General features: G+C 61.7%; 13 protein-coding genes and 1 tRNA gene. 2 read left to right on the top strand and 12 right to left on the bottom strand.

The features are described from left to right. Positions 1-82 precede the first annotated feature (82 nt). The 6 genes from pqqB to J5M73_RS20050 all read right to left on the bottom strand — a co-directional run bounded on the left by pqqB (position 83) and on the right by J5M73_RS20050 (position 7075). Positions 83-994: a pyrroloquinoline quinone biosynthesis protein PqqB gene (gene pqqB, locus J5M73_RS20075; protein WP_102861939.1), complete on the bottom strand. Its 912-nt coding sequence runs from the start codon at positions 992-994 to the stop codon at positions 83-85. Between the two features lie 94 nt (positions 995-1088). Beyond that, a complete protein-coding gene (gene pqqA / locus J5M73_RS20070; protein WP_003194766.1) occupies positions 1089-1163 on the bottom strand; it encodes a pyrroloquinoline quinone precursor peptide PqqA in 75 nt (24 codons plus the stop codon). A 156-nt stretch (positions 1164-1319) separates the two neighbouring features. After that, entirely contained in the window at positions 1320-3788 is a 2469-nt protein-coding gene (pqqF, locus tag J5M73_RS20065; RefSeq protein WP_102861938.1) for a pyrroloquinoline quinone biosynthesis protein PqqF, read from the bottom strand. Between the two features lie 48 nt (positions 3789-3836). Next, entirely contained in the window at positions 3837-4631 is a 795-nt protein-coding gene (locus J5M73_RS20060; protein WP_102861937.1) for a carbon-nitrogen hydrolase family protein, read from the bottom strand. Between the two features lie 123 nt (positions 4632-4754). After that, positions 4755-6437: an NAD(P)/FAD-dependent oxidoreductase gene (locus tag J5M73_RS20055; protein WP_102861936.1), complete on the bottom strand. Its 1683-nt coding sequence runs from the start codon at positions 6435-6437 to the stop codon at positions 4755-4757. Between the two features lie 176 nt (positions 6438-6613). After that, positions 6614-7075 (bottom strand): Lrp/AsnC family transcriptional regulator, encoded by a 462-nt coding sequence (locus J5M73_RS20050; RefSeq protein WP_011063845.1) that lies wholly within the window; start codon positions 7073-7075, stop codon positions 6614-6616. 206 nt (positions 7076-7281) lie between these two features. Here J5M73_RS20050 and J5M73_RS20045 point away from each other — a divergent pair, with 206 nt between their 5' ends. After that, positions 7282-9654 carry a glucose/quinate/shikimate family membrane-bound PQQ-dependent dehydrogenase gene (locus J5M73_RS20045; RefSeq protein ID WP_102861935.1) on the top strand — a complete coding sequence of 791 codons (2373 nt, stop codon included), beginning with the start codon at positions 7282-7284 and terminating at the stop codon, positions 9652-9654. 174 nt (positions 9655-9828) lie between these two features. On the opposite strand, the gene J5M73_RS20040 is transcribed toward J5M73_RS20045, so the two are convergent. The 5 genes from J5M73_RS20040 to rpsU form a co-directional block, all read right to left on the bottom strand. Beyond that, a tRNA-Ile gene (locus tag J5M73_RS20040) sits at positions 9829-9905 on the bottom strand. Between the two features lie 15 nt (positions 9906-9920). Next, positions 9921-13664, bottom strand: coding sequence for an EAL domain-containing protein (locus J5M73_RS20035; protein ID WP_102861934.1), 3744 nt, complete (start codon positions 13662-13664; stop codon positions 9921-9923). A 109-nt stretch (positions 13665-13773) separates the two neighbouring features. Continuing rightward, positions 13774-15621 (bottom strand): RNA polymerase sigma factor RpoD, encoded by a 1848-nt coding sequence (rpoD, locus tag J5M73_RS20030; protein WP_102861933.1) that lies wholly within the window; start codon positions 15619-15621, stop codon positions 13774-13776. Between the two features lie 67 nt (positions 15622-15688). Then, positions 15689-17662 carry a DNA primase gene (dnaG, locus tag J5M73_RS20025; RefSeq protein ID WP_102861932.1) on the bottom strand — a complete coding sequence of 658 codons (1974 nt, stop codon included), beginning with the start codon at positions 17660-17662 and terminating at the stop codon, positions 15689-15691. 480 nt (positions 17663-18142) lie between these two features. Next, positions 18143-18358, bottom strand: coding sequence for a 30S ribosomal protein S21 (gene rpsU / locus J5M73_RS20020; RefSeq protein WP_002551877.1), 216 nt, complete (start codon positions 18356-18358; stop codon positions 18143-18145). Between the two features lie 200 nt (positions 18359-18558). Between rpsU and tsaD the strand changes: the two genes are divergently transcribed. After that, positions 18559-19584, top strand: coding sequence for a tRNA (adenosine(37)-N6)-threonylcarbamoyltransferase complex transferase subunit TsaD (gene tsaD / locus J5M73_RS20015; protein ID WP_102861931.1), 1026 nt, complete (start codon positions 18559-18561; stop codon positions 19582-19584). A gap of 38 nt (positions 19585-19622) precedes the next feature. On the opposite strand, the gene plsY is transcribed toward tsaD, so the two are convergent. Further along, positions 19623-20192: a glycerol-3-phosphate 1-O-acyltransferase PlsY gene (plsY, locus tag J5M73_RS20010; RefSeq protein WP_102861930.1), complete on the bottom strand. Its 570-nt coding sequence runs from the start codon at positions 20190-20192 to the stop codon at positions 19623-19625. Positions 20193-20264: the final 72 nt, after the last annotated feature.

The following is a 20264-nucleotide window of genomic DNA, read 5'->3' as shown; positions in this document are numbered from 1 at the left end:
CGGGGGGCTGCCCTTTCGCGGGCAAGCCCGCCCCTACGCAAAGGGGCCAAGGCTCTTGGGTCGAGCTTGTGGGCGATACGGCCTACAGCTCAATACTCATTCCGTCGTAAGCCACTTCCACCTTTCGGCGTACCAGTTCGGCACGTTCGGCGGAGTCTTCGTCGAGGATCGGGTTGGTGTTGTTAATGTGGATCAGCACCTTGCGCTGGCGGGGCAGCTGTTCCAGCACTTCGAGCATGCCTCCCGGGCCGTTCTGGGCCAGGTGACCCATTTCCCGGCCGGTTCGGGTACCGACGCCACGACGCTGCATTTCATCGTCTTCCCACAGGGTGCCGTCCAGCAGCAGGCAGTCGCTGGCGGACATGATTTCCAGCAGCGGCGCGTCCACCTTACCCAGGCCCGGCGCGTAGAAGAGCTTACCGCCGCTGCGCAGGTCTTCGACGATCAGGCCGATGTTGTCGCCTGGGTGCGGATCGAAACGATGGGGCGAATAGGGCGGTGCAGCACTGCGCAAAGGCAGTGGGGTGAAGCGCAGGTTGGGGCAGGCCGGAACCGTGAAGCTCTGGTCGAGCTCGATGCGGTTCCAGTTCAGGCCGCCGTTCCAGTGGCTGAGCATTTTGAACAGGGGGAAACCGGTGCTCAGGTCTTCGTGGACCATGTCGGTGCACCAGACCTGATGCGGGCAGCCTTCGCGCAGGCTGAGCAGGCCGGTGGTGTGATCGATCTGGCTGTCCATGAGGATGATGGCGCTGATCCCGCTGTCGCGCAGTGCACGGCCCGGTTGCATGGGGGCAAAACTCTGCAGTTGGGCGCGGATGTCCGGGGAGGCATTGCACAGTACCCAGTTCACCCCGTCATCGGAAATCGCGATGGACGACTGGGTACGAGCCTGGGCCCGCAGGCTGCCGTCGCGAAACCCTGCGCAGTTCACGCAGTTGCAGTTCCACTGCGGAAAACCACCGCCGGCGGCGGAACCTAGAATCTGGACAAACATGGACGCTCCCAGGGAAAAAAGACGTAGAACTGAAAATAAAAACGCCCCGGACGGACCGAGGCGTTGCGCTGCGTTTTCTGGCCAGAGGCAGAAATCAGCGGCTGGCGAAGTACATGGTGACTTCGAAGCCGATACGCAGGTCGGTGTAAGCAGGTTTGGACCAGGTCATAAAAATGCTCCTTTGAGGTGGGTGGGACGGGTATTGCCTATACATATAGTCCACCTCCGGCGGGAGATGTTCAGATGCTTAGGGGGCTATCTTACTAAATTCCCACAAAAGGTTGCCCGCAATTCTGAAGAAAGCTCGTTGCAGCACCGGTAATGATCATTCTGCCGCTTGCCAGGGCGCTCCTGGACAAGGCCCGTGGGCCAGTACTGTCCAGCCGCCTGTCGCCGAATGCAGGGCCATGGCGGCCTGGGTCACGGCTGAGGGCGTGAGGGCCAGGATGCTGTCGTGCAGCCGCTCCAGGTAATCCGACGGATGGCCGGCCAGCTTCGCCTGCCACAGCAGTTCAGCGGCTTGCTCCAGGGGCAGGAGCGAGGTTTGGAACTGTTGAGCCAGAGCCTGTCGCTGTTCGTTCCAGAGCGGCTCGTCGAGCGCCTGGAGCTGTTCCGGCAACTGCAGAAGGAATTGTTCCAGGTGCTGAAGTATTTCCGTGAGCGTCGCCTTGGGCGATTGCACGCCGAACAGCAGGCCGGTCTGGCCATTACGTTGGCGAATGGCGCTGAACACCGCGTAACCCAACTGCAACTCCACCCGCAGGCGCTGATAGAACGGCGTTTGGCAGAGTTGGCCCAGCAGGCGCCAGGCCGCTTCATCGGCAAGGCGGGTGCCGGGCGTTGGGCAGAACAGCAGCAGGGCCTGTTCGCTGGATGCCCCGGGGTACGTCTGCCAACGATAGGCGGTGTCTGGCGGTGAGGGTTGGCACAGGGCCGTATCTGCTGTTCCCGGCATCTTTTGCAGCGCTTGGCCAAGGGCTTCCTGAGTGCCGGCTGACAGCGCCAAGGCCAGGCCGTCCCATCGAGCACCAGCCCACAGGGCTTGCAGGGATTGAGGGTGTGCAACTGTCGGCTCGCCGGGTTGTGGTTGCTCGCTGAAGGCCTTGAGCAACTGACGGATCGGCATCAAGGGGGCATCGTCTGTCGTAGCTGCGCTCTGCAGCCAGAACGATTCGGCGGGCTGGTTCAGTTGCTTCAGCGCCTGCTGCAGCACTGCGGGCATGGGTTGCTGCAGGCCACTGAGTTTCAGCAACCAATCGGCGCCACGGGTGGTGAAGCTCAGTGCTACTCCAGCCTGAGCGGCATCGCTGCGCAAGGGCGCCAGGCTATGCAGGAGGCGCTCGTGCACACCAGCTGGGGCGGGTGAAGCCAGGCGCCAGCGCAGAATCAAGGTCCCTTCGCGGCTATCCGCAGGCAGGGCCTGGCTGATGTTCAACGCCGAGTTCTCTCGCCGGCTTCGCGAGCGATCCTGGGCGAAGGTGCGTAGTCCTCGGTGCGCGCTGGTCTGCCCGCGAATCAGTCCTGCCCGCGGTGCTTCAGCCGTGCTGCGCAGAAAAGGGTTACCCGGTGGCAGGCACCACTCATGGCTGAAGTTATCCACAGCCTGCGGTTGCAACTGTGCGAGCAGCACCCTGAGGGCCTCGAGTCCTTGCGCATCCAGCTCGCCGACGGTCTGCCGGCTGTCCCGCTGGGCCAACTCCAGGGCGCTGCCGACCTGCAGCTGGCGTTGTTGCAGCAAGGCATATTCTGTCCGCAGCGCTGGCCAATCGTCCTGGGCGCTGAAGAAACTCAGCCAATCTGCCAGCAGTTCGCGGACCTGGGCCGGGGCCGTCGCCGTCGCCTCTGTTGTGCTCAGGTTCAATTGCAGATGCAGCAAGGCCTGACCGGCAAACTCGTATAGCGTCTGTGCCTTGAGGCTCTGGGCCAGTTGGCGTTGCTGGAGTCCGGCAAGCAGCCCGCCCGGCTTGGCCGATTGCAGCCAGGTGCAGAGAAAGTCCAGGGCGGGCGCTGCGCCCTCGGGCAGTTGTTCCAGGGTGAACAGCAGGTCCAGACGGTGAGCATCGAGCTGCTGATAAGTGCCGATGCCGGTAGTCGACAGCGCAGGAGGCGCGCTCTGCTCAAGGCGCTGGCCTTTCGGTAGATCTGCGCCATAGCGTGTGGCCAGGGCGCGGAGTTCTTCCAGAGACTGTGGCCCGGCGAGGCTCAGGGTCATTTGCCCGGCTTGGTAAAAGTCTTGGTGAAATTGCTGCAGCGCTTGCTGAAAAGCCTGGCTGGGCAGGTTGAGGCTGTAGCGGTTGCCAGCATGGAAGGCACGCAGCGGGTGAGCAGCGGACAGGCCATCGAACAGCGCGAACTGGCGTTGCGCCGCCCCATCCCGGGACCAGGCGATAAATTCCGCATGCAGCACTTCTCGCTCCCGACGCTGGTCTTCAAGACTCATCCGCGGTCGGGCGAGCATGTCGCATAGACGCTCCAGGCCACCGGCCAGGGCGCTGACCGGCAGCTCGAAAAAGAACTCGGTCGCGCGCTCACAAGTCTTGGCGTTCAGTTGTCCTCCCTGGCCCTGCACATAGGCCATCAATCCCTGTTCGGCGGGAAAGCGCTCGGTGCCGAGAAACAGCAGGTGCTCCAGGAAGTGCGCCAGCCCCGGCCAGGCCAGTGGTACATCGTGGCTGCCGGCCGATACCCGCAGTGCGGCGGCGCAACGTTTCAAGTGAGGGGCATGACGCAAGGACACCCGCAGGCCGTTGGCCAGGGTTTCCATGTGAGGCAGAGGGTGGTTCAGCGCGGGCATGAGCACTTCCAGAACAGAGAGGCGCCCATGCTAGCGGATATCCCCGGATCAGCGCTTGCTCAGGTCGTCGTAAAGCTCGGGACGGCGATCGGCAAGATAGTGGTTCAGTGCCCGGGACTCGTGCATCAGCTGACGATCCAGGGTGCCGATGATCAGGGCCTCGTCCAGTCCGGCCAGGGCGATCCGGCTGCCATCGGGGGCGGCGATGCTGCTCTGGCCGCAGTAGCGGATCTGATCTTCCCGGCCGCAGTAGTTGGCGTAGGCCACGTAACACTGGTTCTCGAAGGCCCTGGCGCGAATGGTCACATCGGCGACGAAGTCGTAGGGAATCATGTTCGCCGTCGGCACCAGGATCAGCTCGGCACCGGCCAGGGCCAGACGCCGGGCGTTCTCCGGAAACTCGATGTCGTAGCAGATCAGGAAACCGAGCTTCCAGCCGTTGAGCTCCACCAGGGGGAAGTCATCTGCGCCGGCGCTGAACATCGAGTGATCAAGGTCACCGAACAGATGGGTCTTGCGGTAGTTGCACAGGCGCTGGCCGTGGGCGTCGATCAGTTGCACGGCGTTGTAGATCTGTCCGTCGGCGCTGCGCTCCGGGTAGCCATAGAGAATCGCCGTACCCGCCGCTTGAGCGATAGCAGCGATGTGCTGGGCCGAGGGGCCATCCTGGGCCTCGGCCAGAGCGCCGACTGCTTCCACACCGATGTTGTAGCCGCTGAGGAACATTTCCGGCAGCACCAGCAGATCGGCATCGGTGGCCTCCATGGCCACCTGATGCAAGCGTTGCAGATTGGCCGTCACGTCCAACGGCAATGGCGGGCACTGATACAGGGCGACACGCATGGTCCTCACTCCTCTGACTGGCTGACCCGGCACTGTAGCCGATGTCTCGTGTTCGGCGTACGGTCCGGCGCCGAGCCCCAAGGAGCTCTCGCCGGTATTCGCTGCAGCCGCGGTCAGTATTGTTCAATCCGCCAGGGCGATAGGCCCGATCTCATGGAACACATCCCCTGGCCCCGGGTTCTCGGCATGGGTAGCGCCGCCGAAGTGTTTCATGATCCCCCACACGGCGTTGAGCGACGTTTGCACCGCGCCCTCGACCCAGGCCGGGGTCCAGGACACATCGTCACCTGCGATGAAAATGCCGCGCTGTTCGGCAGGCATGTCGTCCTGCATGAAGTGCGCGTACATCCGCTGGTTGTAGCGGTAGTGGCCCGGCAATGCGCCCTTGAAGGCGCCGAGGAAGTGCGGATCGGCTTCCCAGGACACGGTGATCGGATCGCCGATGATGCGGCTGGCGATGTCCACTTTGGGGTAGATCTTTTTCAGTGCGTCCAGGGCCAGTTTCACGCGCTTTTCCACGGGCTGCGGGAGCATCTTCAGGGCATCGCTCATCCACGAGTAGGACAGGCAGATCACCCCCGGCTTGTCGTCGCCGTTGTCGAACAGGTAGGTGCCGCGGGTCAGGCGGTCGGTGAGGGTCATGCTCATCAGGTCGCGGCCGGTTTCCGGGTCCTTGTCCTTCCAGAACGGCCGGTCGACCATGACGAAGGTCTTCGACGACTGCATGTAGCGGGTGCGGTCCAGGGCCATCCACATCTTCTGCGAGAACAGCGACTCTTCGCATTCGATCTGGGTGGTCAGCAGCCAGCTCTGGCAGGTGGTCAGGACCGCTGCGTATTCCCGGGTATCGCCCCAGTTGTCGGTGACGCTGAAGCGGCCGTCGGCGGCCCGGGCAATGCGCTTGACTCCGGTGCGTGGCGCGCCATGGTGCAGCGAGCTGAGGCTGGTGCCGGCCGGCCAGTGGGCGCAACGCTCCGGCACGTGGCGCCAGATGCCCAGGGGCACCTGTTCGACGCCGCCGACCACCAGATGCTGGTGATCGTCGCAGTTGGTCATGACCACGCGGAAGATTTCCAGCATCGAGTTGGGGAAGTCCGAGTCCCAGCCGCCGGTGCCGAAGCCCACCTGGCCGAACACTTCACGGTGATGGAACGACAGCTTGGCGAAGGCCTTGGAGGTGGCGACGAAGTCGTAGAACGTGCGGTCGTCCCACAGCGGCACCAGGGTGTTCCACAACTCTTTGAGGCGCGGCACATCGCGATCGCGAATGGCTTGCTGGATCTCGCTGAAGCGCGAGCCGTCCTCCAGGGCGTCGGCCCAGGCGTCGGCGACTTCCTGGAACAAGGCCGGTAGGTCAGCCAGTTTTTGTGCGTAGTGGGTCTGGCCTTCCAGATCGATGACCGTGCTGCCCGACGCTGGGGTCAGCGGGTTGGGGAAGGGCTTGGTTTCAAGGCCGAGCTTGTCGACGTAGTGATAGAAGGCCGTGGACGACACCGGAAAGCGCATGCCGCCCAGCTCGGCGATGATCCCTTCGGCACCTTCGAAGGCCTGGGAGCGCAGGCGGCCGCCCATCTTCGACGCTTCATAGACCACCGGCTTGAGGCCCAGCTTCATCAGTTCGTAGGCGGCCACCAGGCCGGCGATACCCGCGCCGACGATGGCCACTTCGGTGCCGTGCTGGGCTTCGGGGATGCTGCCCAGGCCGGCGGGATGCTCGATCCAGTCGTCGAAGGCGAAAGGGAAATCCGGGCCGAAAATGGTGATCGGCTTCTTACCGTCTGCAGGATGGCGATTGTTCTTGTTCATGGCTGACCTTGGCGGGCGGCTCAGCAGAGTGCTGAGTATAGGAAAAGATGGCAGCCATTCTAGAGAGGGTGAAACACGTAAATAAGACGCAAACTGTCGTCGTTATGCATTGTTATTTATCAATATGACGAATAGATGATTCAGATTGACGGCGGAGTGCTATCGGCTGCGGCGCGTCAGAGCGCATGCCCGCGATCGATCTTGCTGCTGAGGATGATCGAGGTGGTGGTCTTTTCCACACCGTCGACGCTGCCGATCTGGTCCAGCAACTGGTCCAGCTGTTCCGGCGAGTCGGTGCGCAGCCAGGCCACGTAATCGAACTCACCGCTCACCGCGCACAGTTGCTGGACCTGAGCCATGCCACTCAGGCGGCGCAGCACTTCCTTGCCGGAGCGCGGCTGGACCTTGATGCCCACATACGCCTGCAAGCCGCCGTCGACCACCCTCTGGCCCAGGCGCACGCCATAGCCGGTGATGACCCGGGTCTTTTCCAGGCGCGCCAGGCGCGAGGTCACGGTGGTGCGGGCGATACCCAACTGCCGGGCCAGCATGGCCACGCTCTCGCGGGCGTTGATCTGCAGGGCGGCGATCAACTGACGGTCGACTTCATCAAGAACGGGAGGGCGGCTATCGGACAAGATGGGCTCCAGCACGGCTATCGAGGGAGCGAGCATGTTACAGCCTCGGGCAAACCCTGGCTGCTGCTGCCGATTGTCTGTTCGGATCGGGGGCTGATCTTTGGCGATCGGGACTTTTTTTGAAACAAATAGCCTGCGACAAGTTGTCATAAGTAACCAGTTAGTACATTCTCGCGACCTGGTTTTACAGATGGCAGAGGTTTGACATGAAAAACACGGGGGCTGCCACCGGCAGCCGATGGCTCCTGATGGGGCTGGGCGTTCTGATTGCCCTGATCGGGCTCGGCCTGGCGGGGGGCGGTGGCTATCTCCTGAGCCTGGGAGGCAGCGCCTACTTCTTGTTGATGGGCCTGGCGATGCTGGTGTCCGGCGTGCTGATCGCCCGGGCGAATCCCCGTGGTGCAAGGCTGTACGGCGTGGCCTTGGTGCTGACTGCGATCTGGGCGGTCTGGGATGCGGGCCTGGAATACTGGCCGCTGGTTTCGCGGGTGCTGACCTTTGCCGTGATCGGCCTGGTGGTGGCGCTGATCTACCCGACCCTGGTGCGCGCCTCCGGTGCTCGCCCCGGGCGTGGGGCCTATGGCTTGGCGGGGCTGCTGGGCGTTGGCGTAGTGGCGACCCTGGCCTACATGTTCGTGCCGACCCATGTGGTCAAGGCGGACAAGGTGCCGGCGATCCAGCCAGTGGCACCGGGCACTGAACAGAAAGACTGGGCCCATTGGGGCAACACCACAGCGGGTAACCGTTTTGCCGCCCTGGACCAGATCAACAGGGGCAATATCGGCCAACTGCAAGTGGCCTGGACCTTTCGCACCGGTGACCTGCCTGAAAGCAACGGTGCCGGTGCCGAAGACCAGAACACTCCACTGCAGATCGGCGATACCGTCTACACCTGCACCGCCTACGGCAAGGTGTTCGCCCTGGACGCCGACACCGGCGCCGAGCGCTGGAAGTTCGACCCCAAAGGCTACGCGCCCAACTGGCAGCGTTGCCGTGGCTTGGGCTATTTCGACGCCTCGGCCGCCGCGGTAACCGCGTCCTCGACGCCTGCTGCTCCTGCGGCTTGCACCAGGCGCCTGTTCCTGCCGACCGGCGATGCGCGCCTGATTGCGCTCGATGCTGAAACCGGCAAGCCTTGTGAAGACTTCGGCCACCAGGGCACGGTCGACCTGAAAACCGACATGGGCGAGATCAAGCCGGGTTACTACCAGCAAACCTCGACGCCTCTGGTGGCGGGCACTGTAGTGATCGTGGGCGGCCGGGTGGCGGACAACTTCTCCACGGGCGAGCCGCCAGGCGTGGTGCGGGCTTTTGATGTGCGCAGCGGCGAGCTGATGTGGGCCTGGGACCCGGGCAACCCGGCCACCACCAAACGTCCGCCGGCGGGTGAAACTTATACCCGTGGCACCCCGAACGTCTGGTCGGCGATGTCCTATGACGCCAAGCTGGGCCTGGTGTACCTGCCCACCGGCAACGCCACGCCGGATTTCTTCGGCGGTCAGCGCAGCGAGTTCGATGACCAGTGGAGCTCCTCGGTCGTCGCCCTCGACGTGAAGACTGGCCAGGTGCGCTGGCATTTCCAGACCACCCACCATGACCTCTGGGATTTCGACCTGCCGGCGCAGCCGCTGCTGTACGACATTCCGGACGACAAGGGTGGCGTGCAACCGGCATTGGCCCAGGTCACCAAACAGGGCGAGATCTTCGTGCTCAACCGCGAGACCGGCAAGCCGATTGCCCGGGTCGAAGAGCGGCCGGTGCCCCAGGGCAATGTGCCGGGTGAGCGTTACTCGCCGACCCAGCCGTTCTCGGTGGAAATGCCATCCATTGGCAACCAGACCCTGACCGAATCCGATATGTGGGGCGCAACGCCCTTCGACCAACTGATGTGCCGCATTCAGTTCAAGGGCATGCGCCATGAAGGTGTGTACACCCCGCCTGGCCTGGATCACGCACTGCAGTTCCCCGGCTCCCTGGGAGGCATGAACTGGGGCAGCGTGTCGGTGGATCCGACCAGCCACTACATGTTCGTCAACGACATGCGCCTGGGCCTGGCCAACTACATGATCCCTCGGGATCAGATCGCTGCCGGTGCCAGTGGTATCGAAATGGGCGTAGTGCCCCAGGAAGGCACGCCGTTCGGTGCCATGCGTCAGCGTTTCCTCTCGGCTGTTGGTATTCCTTGTCAGAAGCCGCCGTTCGGCACCATGTCGGCCATTGATCTGAAGACCAGGAAATTGGTGTGGCAGGTGCCTGTGGGCACTGTGCAGGACACAGGTCCGCTGGGGATTCGCATGCACCTGCCGATCCCGATTGGCATGCCGACTCTGGGCGCGTCCCTGGCGACCCAATCCGGCCTGTTGTTCTTCGCTGGCACCCAGGACTTCTACCTGCGGGCCTTCGATACCGGCAATGGCAACGAAATCTGGAAGGCGCGCTTGCCGGTCGGTAGTCAGTCGGGGCCGATGACTTACGTATCGCCCAAGACCGGGCGCCAGTACATCCTGCTCACCGCAGGCGGTGCTCGTCAGTCGACGGACCGTGGCGATTATGTGATCGCCTACGCGCTGCCGAAATAGCCACCGCGTCACGGCACTCTAAAAAAGCCGCGCCCAGCGCGGCTTTTTCATCAGCGCACGCCAGGTATCTCGGTCTTGGGTGACCCTGGAAAAGACTGCGCGAAGCGCGCCATGTCCTGAAGCCAGGTAAAACCTGCGGGCACAAAAAAGCCGCGTATCACGCGGCTTTCAATTTGGTGGGCCCACACGGACTTGAACCGTGGACCAAAGGATTATGAGTCCTCTGCTCTAACCAACTGAGCTATAGGCCCTCAGTAGGCGGCGGATTATAACGATGGTTTCTCGGCTGTGCTATCCGAAAAGTCGGAAACCCGGATCTGCAGGAAGGTTGCGCAGAACTCATCGGCTTCCAGGGGCAGGCTGACGATGTAGCCCTGGATCTGCTCGCAGCCTTCGAGAGTGAGGAAGGTCTGCTGGGCCTGGTTTTCAACACCTTCGGCAATGACCGTGAATTGCATGCTGCGGCCCAGGGCGATGATGGCGCGGACTATCGCCACATCGTGGGGGTCGTCCGGCAAGCCGCGGACGAATGATTGGTCGATCTTGAGAAAGTCCAGAGGCAGGCGCTTGAGGTAGCTCAAGGACGAGTAGCCGGTGCCGAAGTCGTCGATGGCCAGTTGCATTCCCAGGCGTTTGAGCTGATGCAGTACCTCCAGGGCTTCTTCGGCCTGGCTCATGATGAAGTTCTCGGTGATTTCCAACTGCAGCAACCCAGGCGGCAGGTCATAGTCGCGCAGTAGTTGTTCGATGCGGCCCAGCAGGTTGGGTTGGCGCAACTGGGCACCTGCCAGATTCACTGACAGTGGCCCGAAATTCTCATAGCGCTGACTCCAGGTATGGAGTTGCTGGCAGGCCCGTTCCAGTACCCAGTCCCCGATCAGCAGGATCATGCCGTTCTCTTCCGCCAATGGAATGAAATGCTCGGGGGGGACGTCGCCGAAGTTGGGGTGGTGCCAGCGAATCAGCGCTTCGGCCCCCACCAGTTCGTGGCTGCTGAGGCTGATCTTGGGTTGGAAATAAAGAGACAGCTCTCCGCGTTCGATGGCTCGTCGCAGTTCGTGCTCCAGGGCGACACGTTCGCTGGCCTGGGCGGTCAGGTCGCGGGTGTAGCGCTCGACCCGGTTGCGCCCCTTGGCCTTGGAGCGATACATGGCGGCGTCGGCGTTCTTGATCAGCGTGGCAACGTCGCAGCCGTCCTTGGGGTACAGGCTGGTGCCGATGCTGGCGCTGATGAAGAACTCGTGTTCGCCTGCCTGGAAGGGGGCGGTGAAGCAGTTCAGCAGCTTGGTGGCGATATGGTCGGCGTCGCTGGCCTGATGCAGGCCCGGAAGCAAGATGATGAATTCGTCCCCACCCAGGCGGGCGACAGTGTCGATGTCTCGCAACTGTTCCTTGAGACGTACCGCGATGCCTTTGAGCAGCAGGTCGCCCACCGGGTGCCCAAGGCTGTCGTTGATGTGCTTGAAGCGGTCCAGGTCGAGAAACAGCACGGCGCCCTGGCTGCCGTTTTCCTCTTGGCTGTTGAGCGCGGTCAGTAAGCGGCTTTCGAACAAGGTGCGGTTCGGCAGTCCGGTGAGTGGATCGTGGTGGGCCTGGTAGTCGAGGCGTGCCTGGGCATGCTTGAGGCTGGAGATGTCGGCGAACACCGCAACGAAATGGGTGATCTGCCGATCCTTGTTGCGCACTGCGTTGATCGTCAGCCAGTTGGGGTAGAGCTCGCCGTTCTTGCGGCGGTTGGAGATCTCGCCCTGCCAGTGGCCTTCCAGGGTCAGTTGGTGCCACATCGCCGCATAGAAGGCGCTGTCATGCAGGCCGGACGCCAACAGGCGCGGTGTGTGTCCCAGGGTTTCACTTTCGCTGTAACCGGTGATCTCGCTGAAGGCACGATTGACGGCGCTGATGCGCTGCTGGGTATCGGTGATCATTACGCCTTCGGCGGTGCTCTCAAACACCGTGGCGGCCTGCTGCAGTTTTTCCTGCATCAACTGGCGGTCGGTGATATCCCGGGCAATGGTCAGCATGCAGTCGTCGCCGCCAATGGGCAGCGGTCGGCTCGACAGTTCACAGAGACGGATCTGGCCATCGTTGCGTCGGATGTGGCAGCTGAAGTCACGGACAAAACCGTCCCGCTGCAGCAGGTCGAGCAGCTGCTTGCGCTCGTTGAGGTTGACCCAGATTCCCAGGTCCAGAGTCGAACGATCCAGGGACATGGCACTGTTGAAGCCGGTGATGCGGCTAAAGCCCTCGTTGACCTCGATCAGCAGTCCATCCCGTTGCCGGGTCAGCAACAGCCCATCTGGTGAAGCATGGAAGGCTTTGGCGAACTTCTCCTCTGAGGTCTGCAACTGTTGCTGGGTTTCCTTGAGCTGGCTGATGTCGCGGACTACCACCACCAGCGCCGGGGTGGTGTCGAGGTCGAAGGGTTCGGCGGAGATCAGGCCGGTGAAGAGTTGGCCATTGTGGCGGCGGAAGGGCATTTCCAGGTTGCGGATGCTACCGGCCTGCAAGCGCTGCAAGAGGCTCGGGCCGACCCCCGGGATGCCCCAGATATTCAGTTCGGTGGCGGTCTGGCCAATCACGGTTTCGGCGCTCAGGCCGATCTGCTCCTCGAAGGCTTTGTTGACCTCCAGCAGGCAGCCGTCGGACAGGCGCGCGATGACCAGGATGTCCGGACACTGCTGGAACACCGAGGCGAACTTCTGTTCGGAAAGGCGCAGGGCCTCTTCAGTGTGCTTGGTCTCGCTGATGTCGATCATCAGGCCGCGCATCACCGGCTCATGGCCGTGTTCGATCAGGCTGACGATATCGCGCACCCAGAGGCATCGGCCGTCGGCGGTGATCACTCGATAGTCGAGGCTGTGGTCGCGTCCGGCCTGTACTTCGTGGTCGCAGAAGGCCTGGGCACGAGTCAGGTCGGCGGGGTGGATGATGTTGCGCCAGAACCCCGGGATCAGCCAGTGGGATAGGGGGTAGCCCAGCAGGGCCTCGGCATGGGGGGAGACATAGCTGTAAGTGAAGTCGCTGACACGCGCCTCCCAGGCGATGGCCGAGAGGCTCTCCACCAGGCTGCGGTAATGGTATTCACTGCGGCGCAACTCTTGTTCCAGAGCCACCCTGCGGGAGATCTCCGAGCTCAGGCGACGGTTGATGCGGATCACCACCGCCAGCACTGTGACCAACAGCAGGAGGCCGGGCAGACCGTACATCAGGACATCCGACCAGAACGTCCGATGGTCGAGGACGCTGCCGACCCAATGTTGTTGAATTTCGCTGATTTCCTCGGCACTGAGGTCCGCCAGGACCTTGTCGAGTATGCCCGCCAGGATCTTGCTGTCCCGTGGGACGCCCATGGCCAACTGGTAGCGATAAGGGGTTTCGCCGCTGACGTACAGGCCCTCGAGCTTGAGCTGGCGCAGGCTCCAGACACTGGAGGCCAGATCGCCCACTACGGCGTCCACCTCGTCGGTGGCCAGGGCCTGCAGGGCCGAGCTGATATTGGGCAGGGCCACCAGGTTCAGGTCCGGGTGTTGGGTGCGCAGCAACTCGTGGGGGGCGTAGTTCTCCACCACCGCGACCTTGAGGCCGTAGAGATCCTTGAGGTTACGCGGTTGTGCGCCACCTGCATGGGCCAGGATAACAATGGGAAAGTCGAGATAGGGGCGGGTGAAGGCCATGTAACTCTGGCGTTCCGGAGTCGACATGATGCCGGGCAGCAGGTCCAGCTTGCCTTGCTTGGCATCTTCGAGCACGGCGGTCCAACTGGCCGGTTCGACGGGCGTCAGGGTGATTGACAGGCGTTCCTGGATCAGCTGGATGTAGTCTGCTGCCAGGCCCTGGTAGCGGCCCTCTTCATCCCGATACTCAAAGGGCGGCCAGGAGGCATCTACACCCAGACGCAGTTGCGGGTGGGCCTTGAGCCAGCCACGTTCTTCATCGGTGAGAGTCAGCGCGCCAGCCGTTGCGGTCCAGGTAAGTAGCGCCAGCAGAAGCATGGCCGACAGTCTGGGCATAACCGTCTCGTTATGGCACGGGGAATGTTTCGAGTGTAGACGGGCTATGGGGTGGGAGAGGGGGGATCTGCAAAAAGCAAAACCCCCAGCTGGGCTGGGGGTTTTGGTCTTACTCGTCGAGGAAGGAGCGCAGATGCTCGCTTCGCGTCGGGTGGCGCAGCTTGCGCAGCGCCTTGGCTTCGATCTGACGAATCCGTTCACGGGTCACGTCGAACTGTTTACCAACCTCCTCAAGGGTGTGGTCGGTATTCATGTCGATGCCGAAGCGCATGCGCAGGACCTTGGCTTCACGGGCAGTGAGGCCGGAGAGTACTTCGCGGGTCGCTTCTTTCAGGCTCTCAACGGTGGCTACATCGATTGGCGACTGCATGGTCGAGTCTTCGATGAAGTCGCCCAGATGGGAGTCTTCGTCATCACCGATCGGGGTTTCCATGGAGATCGGCTCTTTAGCGATCTTCAATACCTTGCGGATCTTGTCCTCAGGCATTTCCATGCGTTCGCCCAGCTCTTCCGGGGTCGGTTCACGACCCATTTCCTGCAGCATCTGCCGGGAAATGCGGTTGAGCTTGTTGATCGTCTCGATCATGTGCACCGGAATACGAATGGTGCGGGCCTGGTCGGCAATCGAGCGAGTGATCGCCTGACGGATCCACCAGGTGGCATAGGTCGAGAACTTGTAGCCGCGACGGTATTCGAACTTGTCTACCGCTTTCATCAAGCCGATGTTGCCTTCCTGGATCAGGTCGAGGAACTGCAGGCCACGGTTGGTGTACTTCTTGGCGATGGAGATCACCAGACGCAAGTTGGCTTCAACCATCTCTTTCTTCGCGCGGCGGGCCTTGGCCTCACCGATCGACATGCGACGGTTGATGTCCTTGATCTCGGCAATCTTCAGGCCGGTTTCAACTTCAAGCGCGGTCAGCTTCTGCTGGCAACGGATGATATCCGGCTGCAGACGGGCAATGGCTTCGGCGTACTTGCTCTTGCCTTTGGCCAGGGCGTCGGTCCAGCTTTCATCCACTTCGTTGCCCGGGAACTGGCGCAGGAAGTCGGCACGCGGCATGCGGGCATCACGCACGCAGAGTTGCATGATGGCGCGTTCTTGCTGACGCAGACGATCCAGGGCGCTGCGTACACGTTCAACCAGGCCTTCGAATTGCTTCGGAACCAGCTTGATCGGCATGAACAGTTCGGCCAGGGCCAACATCTCGGCGATGGCTTGCTTGTTCTCGCGGCCGTGCTTCTTCAGCGCCTTGCGGGTGATCTCCATCTGATCGGCGACGGCGCCAAAGCGCTGTGCAGCGACGACCGGATCCGGACCGCTTTCGGCTTCTTCTTCGTCTTCGGTTGCTTCAGCTTCTTCGTCATCGCTGTCGTCATCCGCTTTCGCGGTTTTGGTGTCGACAGGAGGCGGTACTTCGGCGGCAGGCGGCGTAATACCGTCATCCGGGTCGATGTACCCGCTGAGAACGTCAGACAGGCGGCCACCTTCGGTGGTGACGCGAGTGTATTCGGAGAGGATGTGATCAACCGTGCCAGGGAAGTGCGCGATTGCGCCCATCACTTCACGGATGCCCTCTTCGATACGTTTGGCGATTTCGATTTCGCCTTCACGTGTGAGCAGCTCTACCGTACCCATTTCGCGCATGTACATGCGCACTGGGTCGGTAGTGCGACCAATGTCGGTTTCCACAGCCGCCAACGCTGCTGCGGCTTCTTCAGCTGCTGCTTCGTCGGTGTCGGCTTCGGCCAACAAAAGGGCATCCGCATCCGGAGCACTCTCGAATACGTTGATCCCCATGTCGTTGATCATGCGGATGATGTCTTCCACCTGTTCCGGATCTGAAATATCCTCCGGCAGGTGGTCGTTGACCTCCGCGTAAGTCAGGTAACCCTGCTCACGTCCACGGCTGATCAACTCTTTGAGGCGAGACTGCTGTTGCGCTTTTCCGGACATAACACCCTATCCACTGAAGGTCTTGGCGGGCAAAAAACAAGCCGAGGATTATACCCGAGCTATGACCTCACGCGCCAGTTGAGGTCGGGTTTGATGCGGGAACATTGCGTTTTAGAAGCTCAACCAGCTGTATTTTCTCTTCGCTGCTGAGCTCGCTTTGGCGCGATTTCCTGAGAAGTTGTTCTAAAACACGCTCGCGTTGGCGAGCGGACAAGCTATTAATGGTGTCGAAAAACTGTTGTTCAAGGTTATCTCCGTCGATCAACCACTCTTTTTCTGCCAGTGCGGTAAGCAGGTGCCCCTGTTGAGTACCGTGCCAGCGCGCCATCAGCTGATGAATAGAGCGTAGCTTAGGATTTTTCTGTACGGCTTCGATCAGGGCCGCCAGCAACTGAGTGTTGGTGTTGTCGTCATCGGCAAAATGTCCGGCATCTTCAACTTTTTCTGCCAGTTGCGGGTGATGCAGCAGGGTGCGCAAGGCTGCAAGCGTAGGAGGCTCCACCGCCGCCGGGACGCGAGGGCCGCGAGGCTGGTCGCGATCGCCCTGGCGCTTGCCTTTGCTGTTCTTGTCCCAGGGCTTGTTTTCCCACTTCTTGCCACCGCCGCTTTTCTTCGGCGTCCACTCTTTTTGGGGGGCGTACGCTTCCTGATGGGGCTCGTGGTAGTCGGCATAATCCGGCATGGCGTCATAGTCGATGCCAGCGTCATAGATTGGGGGGGCTTCCGCTGGGGCGCTGTGGGCTAGTTGATTCACCGTTTCATTGGTCAGGCCGGTGATTTCGGTCAGGCGCTGGCGCATCAGGGTGCGCAGGTTGGCCCCTGGGATTTTCTCGATCAGCGGTGCTGCCAGGGTCGCCAGATGAGCCTTGCCTTCCAGTGAGCGTGGGTCGGCCTCGTCGATCAGTTGTTGAAAGAAATAGTCCGCCAGCGGCTGGGCGTGCTGGTTGATACGGGCGCGGAAGGCGTCTGTGCCTTCGGAGCGGACCAGGGTATCGGGGTCTTCCCCTTCCGGCAGGAACAGGAAACGCGCGCGGCGCCCGTCCTGCAGGCAGGACAGGGTGGCCTCGAGGGCGCGCCAGGCAGCTTTGCGTCCGGCTTGGTCGCCGTCAAAGCAGAACAATACGTTGGGCACGATGCGGAACAGGCGCTTGAGGTGTTCCTCGCTGGTGGCGGTGCCCAGAGTCGCGACGGCATTGCGCAGGCCCTGCTGGGCCAGGGCGATCACGTCCATATAGCCTTCGACGACGATGATTTCGTCGAGGTTGCGGTTGTTCTTGCGGGCTTCGAACAGACCGTAAAGCTCTTGGCCCTTGTGGAATACCGGAGTTTCCGGAGAGTTCAGGTATTTGGGTTTGTCGTCCCCCAGCACCCGGCCGCCGAAGGCAATGATCCGGCCGCGGGTATCGCGGATCGGGAACATCACGCGATCGCGAAAGCGGTCATAGCGCTTGCCGGTCTCGGCGTTCTCAATCAGCAGTCCGGCATCGATCATGGCTTTCTGCTGCAGAGTGTCGCTGCTCAGATGCTTGAACAGGTTGTCCCAGCCGGGCGGCGCAAAACCCAGGCCGAAGTCCCGGGCAATTTCGCCGGTGAGGCCGCGCCCCTTGAGGTAGTCGACTGCTGCCTTGCGTGCCGGGTGGCTTTTCAGTGCCTGGCGATAGTAGTCGGCAGCGGCGCTGAGCAGCGGGTACAGCGGTGAGTCTGTGGGTTGTCGGGGTTTGCGCTGGCCACGATTGCTTTCCTCGCGGGGGATCTCCATGCCGGCAGCTTTCGCCAGTTCCTCGACGGCCTGGGGAAAGTCCAGATTGTCGTGGTCCATGATGAAGCCGAGGGCATTGCCGCCTGCGCCGCAGCCGAAGCAGTAATAGAACTGCTTGTCGGGGCTGACGCTGAAGGAGGGGGTCTTTTCCTTGTGGAATGGGCAACAGGCTGTGTAATTCTTGCCGGCTTTCTTGATCTGCAGGCGCGAGCTGACTACATCGACGATGTCGGTGCGGTTCAGAAGGTCGTCAATAAAGCTCTGGGGAATAAGCCCGGCCATTGCGTTCTCGTCATCACTGCGGGGAAAAATAGCCCTGGCGACGCTGTCGAAAGATCAGGTGAGGCGGGGCCTGAAGGGGGCGCTGCTCGACCTGGTTTTCGGCTTGATCGCAGTCGGGAAGTGTATCTGCCGAACGTCCACTGACGTTAATTGCAATCAGTATTCGACTATTTGAGGCCGTGCGCTGAGTCCGACAGTGGCCATTGGAGGGCCTCGGATAGCTCATCAAGCGGGCGCTGGAGAAGGGCGCCTTGGGCTGATCGTCTGCAGGAATCAGTAAGGGTGTGCTCGTCAGTAGCCTTGGAAGGCTCGTCAGAAAAGACGTGCACCGCTGGCAAGAAGCCAGGTCTGACGTGGTGAAGCAGATTCGTCTGGGTCGCATGGGCGGCTTTGACGGTGAAGCATCAAGCGTATTCCGCAAATGCCATTAGCCCGGCTGAGGGCCGGGCTTGGCAGAAGCTTGCAGCGAACGTCTGTGTATTAGTACAGACGTACGGCGCGGCGCTGTTCGCGCTGAACTTTCTTGGCGTGACGCTTAACAGCAGCAGCTGCTTTGCGCTTACGCTCGGAAGTCGGCTTCTCGTAAAATTCGCGGCTACGAACTTCAGCCAGAACACCGGCTTTTTCGCAGGAGCGCTTGAAACGACGCAGAGCTACGTCGAAGGGTTCGTTCTCTTTAACTTTGACGGCTGGCATCCAGAGCTACCTTCATTCATTACCGGGGTCAACGTTCTCGTCGCAAAAATCGCGGCTGAGGTCGTCGGTTTTTAAGGGTTGCGGATGTTAACCCCTCAACGCTCGGAATGCAAAGCCTCTGATCGAAAACCGCTGGCCGGGCGCAGGAGTGGCGACTATTATGCGCGCCTTCGAATTCAGCCTCTACAAGGCGCAAACCCATGCTAGTACTGGGATTAGAAACCTCTTGCGACGAAACCGGCGTCGCGCTTTACGACAGTGAGCGTGGCCTGCTGGCCGACGCGCTGTTCAGTCAGATCGACCTGCATCGCGTCTACGGTGGCGTGGTGCCGGAACTGGCCTCTCGTGACCACGTCAAGCGTATGCTGCCCCTGATTCGTCAGGTCCTGGCGCAAGCTGACTGTGTCTCCACCGAGATCGATGCCATTGCCTATACCGCAGGTCCCGGCTTGGTGGGCGCCTTGTTGGTAGGTGCCTCCTGCGCCCAGGCGCTGGCCTTTGCCTGGGGGATTCCGGCCCTGGGCGTGCATCACATGGAAGGTCACCTGCTGGCGCCGATGCTCGAGGAGCATCCGCCGGAATTTCCGTTCGTCGCTTTGTTGGTGTCGGGCGGCCACACCCAGTTGGTCCGGGTTGATGGCATCGGCCAATACCAGCTGTTGGGCGAGACCCTGGACGATGCGGCAGGCGAAGCGTTCGACAAGACCGCGAAAATGATTGGCCTGAATTATCCAGGCGGCCCCGAGATCGCCCGCCTGGCAACACAGGGCGTCCCTGGGCGTTTTGTCTTCCCGCGGCCAATGACCGATCGTCCGGGCCTGGACTTCAGCTTCAGCGGCTTGAAGACCTTCGCCCTGAACACCTGGCAGCAGTGTGTCAGTGCTGGAGACGACGGTGAGCAAACCCGTTGCGACATCTCTCTCGCCTTCCAGCAAGCGGTGGTGGAAACTTTGACCATCAAGTGCAAGCGCGCCTTGAAGCAGACAGGCCTCAAGCGTGTGGTCATTGCCGGGGGCGTGAGTGCCAACAAGGCCCTGCGAGCCTCCCTGGAAAACATGCTCGCCGAGATGAACGGCAATGTGTTCTACGCTCGTCCCGAGTTCTGCACCGACAACGGCGCGATGATCGCCTATGCCGGCTGTCAGCGTTTGCAGGCCGGACAGCAGGAAAGCCTGGCGATCAGTGTGCAGGCACGCTGGCCGATGGAGCAGCTGTCAGCACTCTGAGAGAGACGCGCAAGCTGAAGTCTTTTCATCTGTCGGATTCAAAAATGCCGTTCGCGCCCGGCAAACAGGTCGCGTAGATTGCCGCGATGGCGCCAAACGATCAGTAGCGTGAGTACGCTCATCGGTAGTAGTGCCTCAGGTTCCTGCCAGGCCAGTAGCGGCAGGGTCAGGGGGGTGGCGATCAGGGCGGCCAGTGAGCTGGTGCGGGTCAGGTAGAAGGTCAGCGCCCAGGCGGCGATGGCCAGGAGCGCCGCCGGGGGATAGAGCCCCAGCAACATGCCGGCAGCAGTGGCGACACCTTTGCCGCCGCGAAAGCGGAAGTACAGTGGGAACAGGTGGCCGATTACGGCGTAGAGTCCGATCCACGCCTGTTGTTGCAACGAAAGCCCCGCAAGGTGGGCGATCAGCACAGGTACCAGGCCTTTGCACAGATCCCCCAGCAGGGTTAGGACAGCGAGTTTTTTGCCGGCCAGACGCAGCATGTTGGTGGCACCGGCATTGCCCGATCCACTCATTCGCGGGTCGGGGTTGCCCGTGAGGCGGCTGAGCAAAATGGCGAAGGACAGAGAGCCAAGCAGGTAGGCGAGAATCGCCAGTAACCAAAACATGCTAACTATTCCGGGCGAGGATGCCCTGATTCTAACGGCGCATTGCGCCCTTGTCGTGCTGCGGAGAAGAGT

It is taken from the genome of Pseudomonas sp. 50_B, from assembly GCF_017491625.1.
Taxonomy (GTDB): Bacteria; Pseudomonadota; Gammaproteobacteria; order Pseudomonadales; family Pseudomonadaceae; genus Aquipseudomonas; species Aquipseudomonas danubii.
This window is presented reverse-complemented; position numbering and strand designations above follow the sequence as displayed.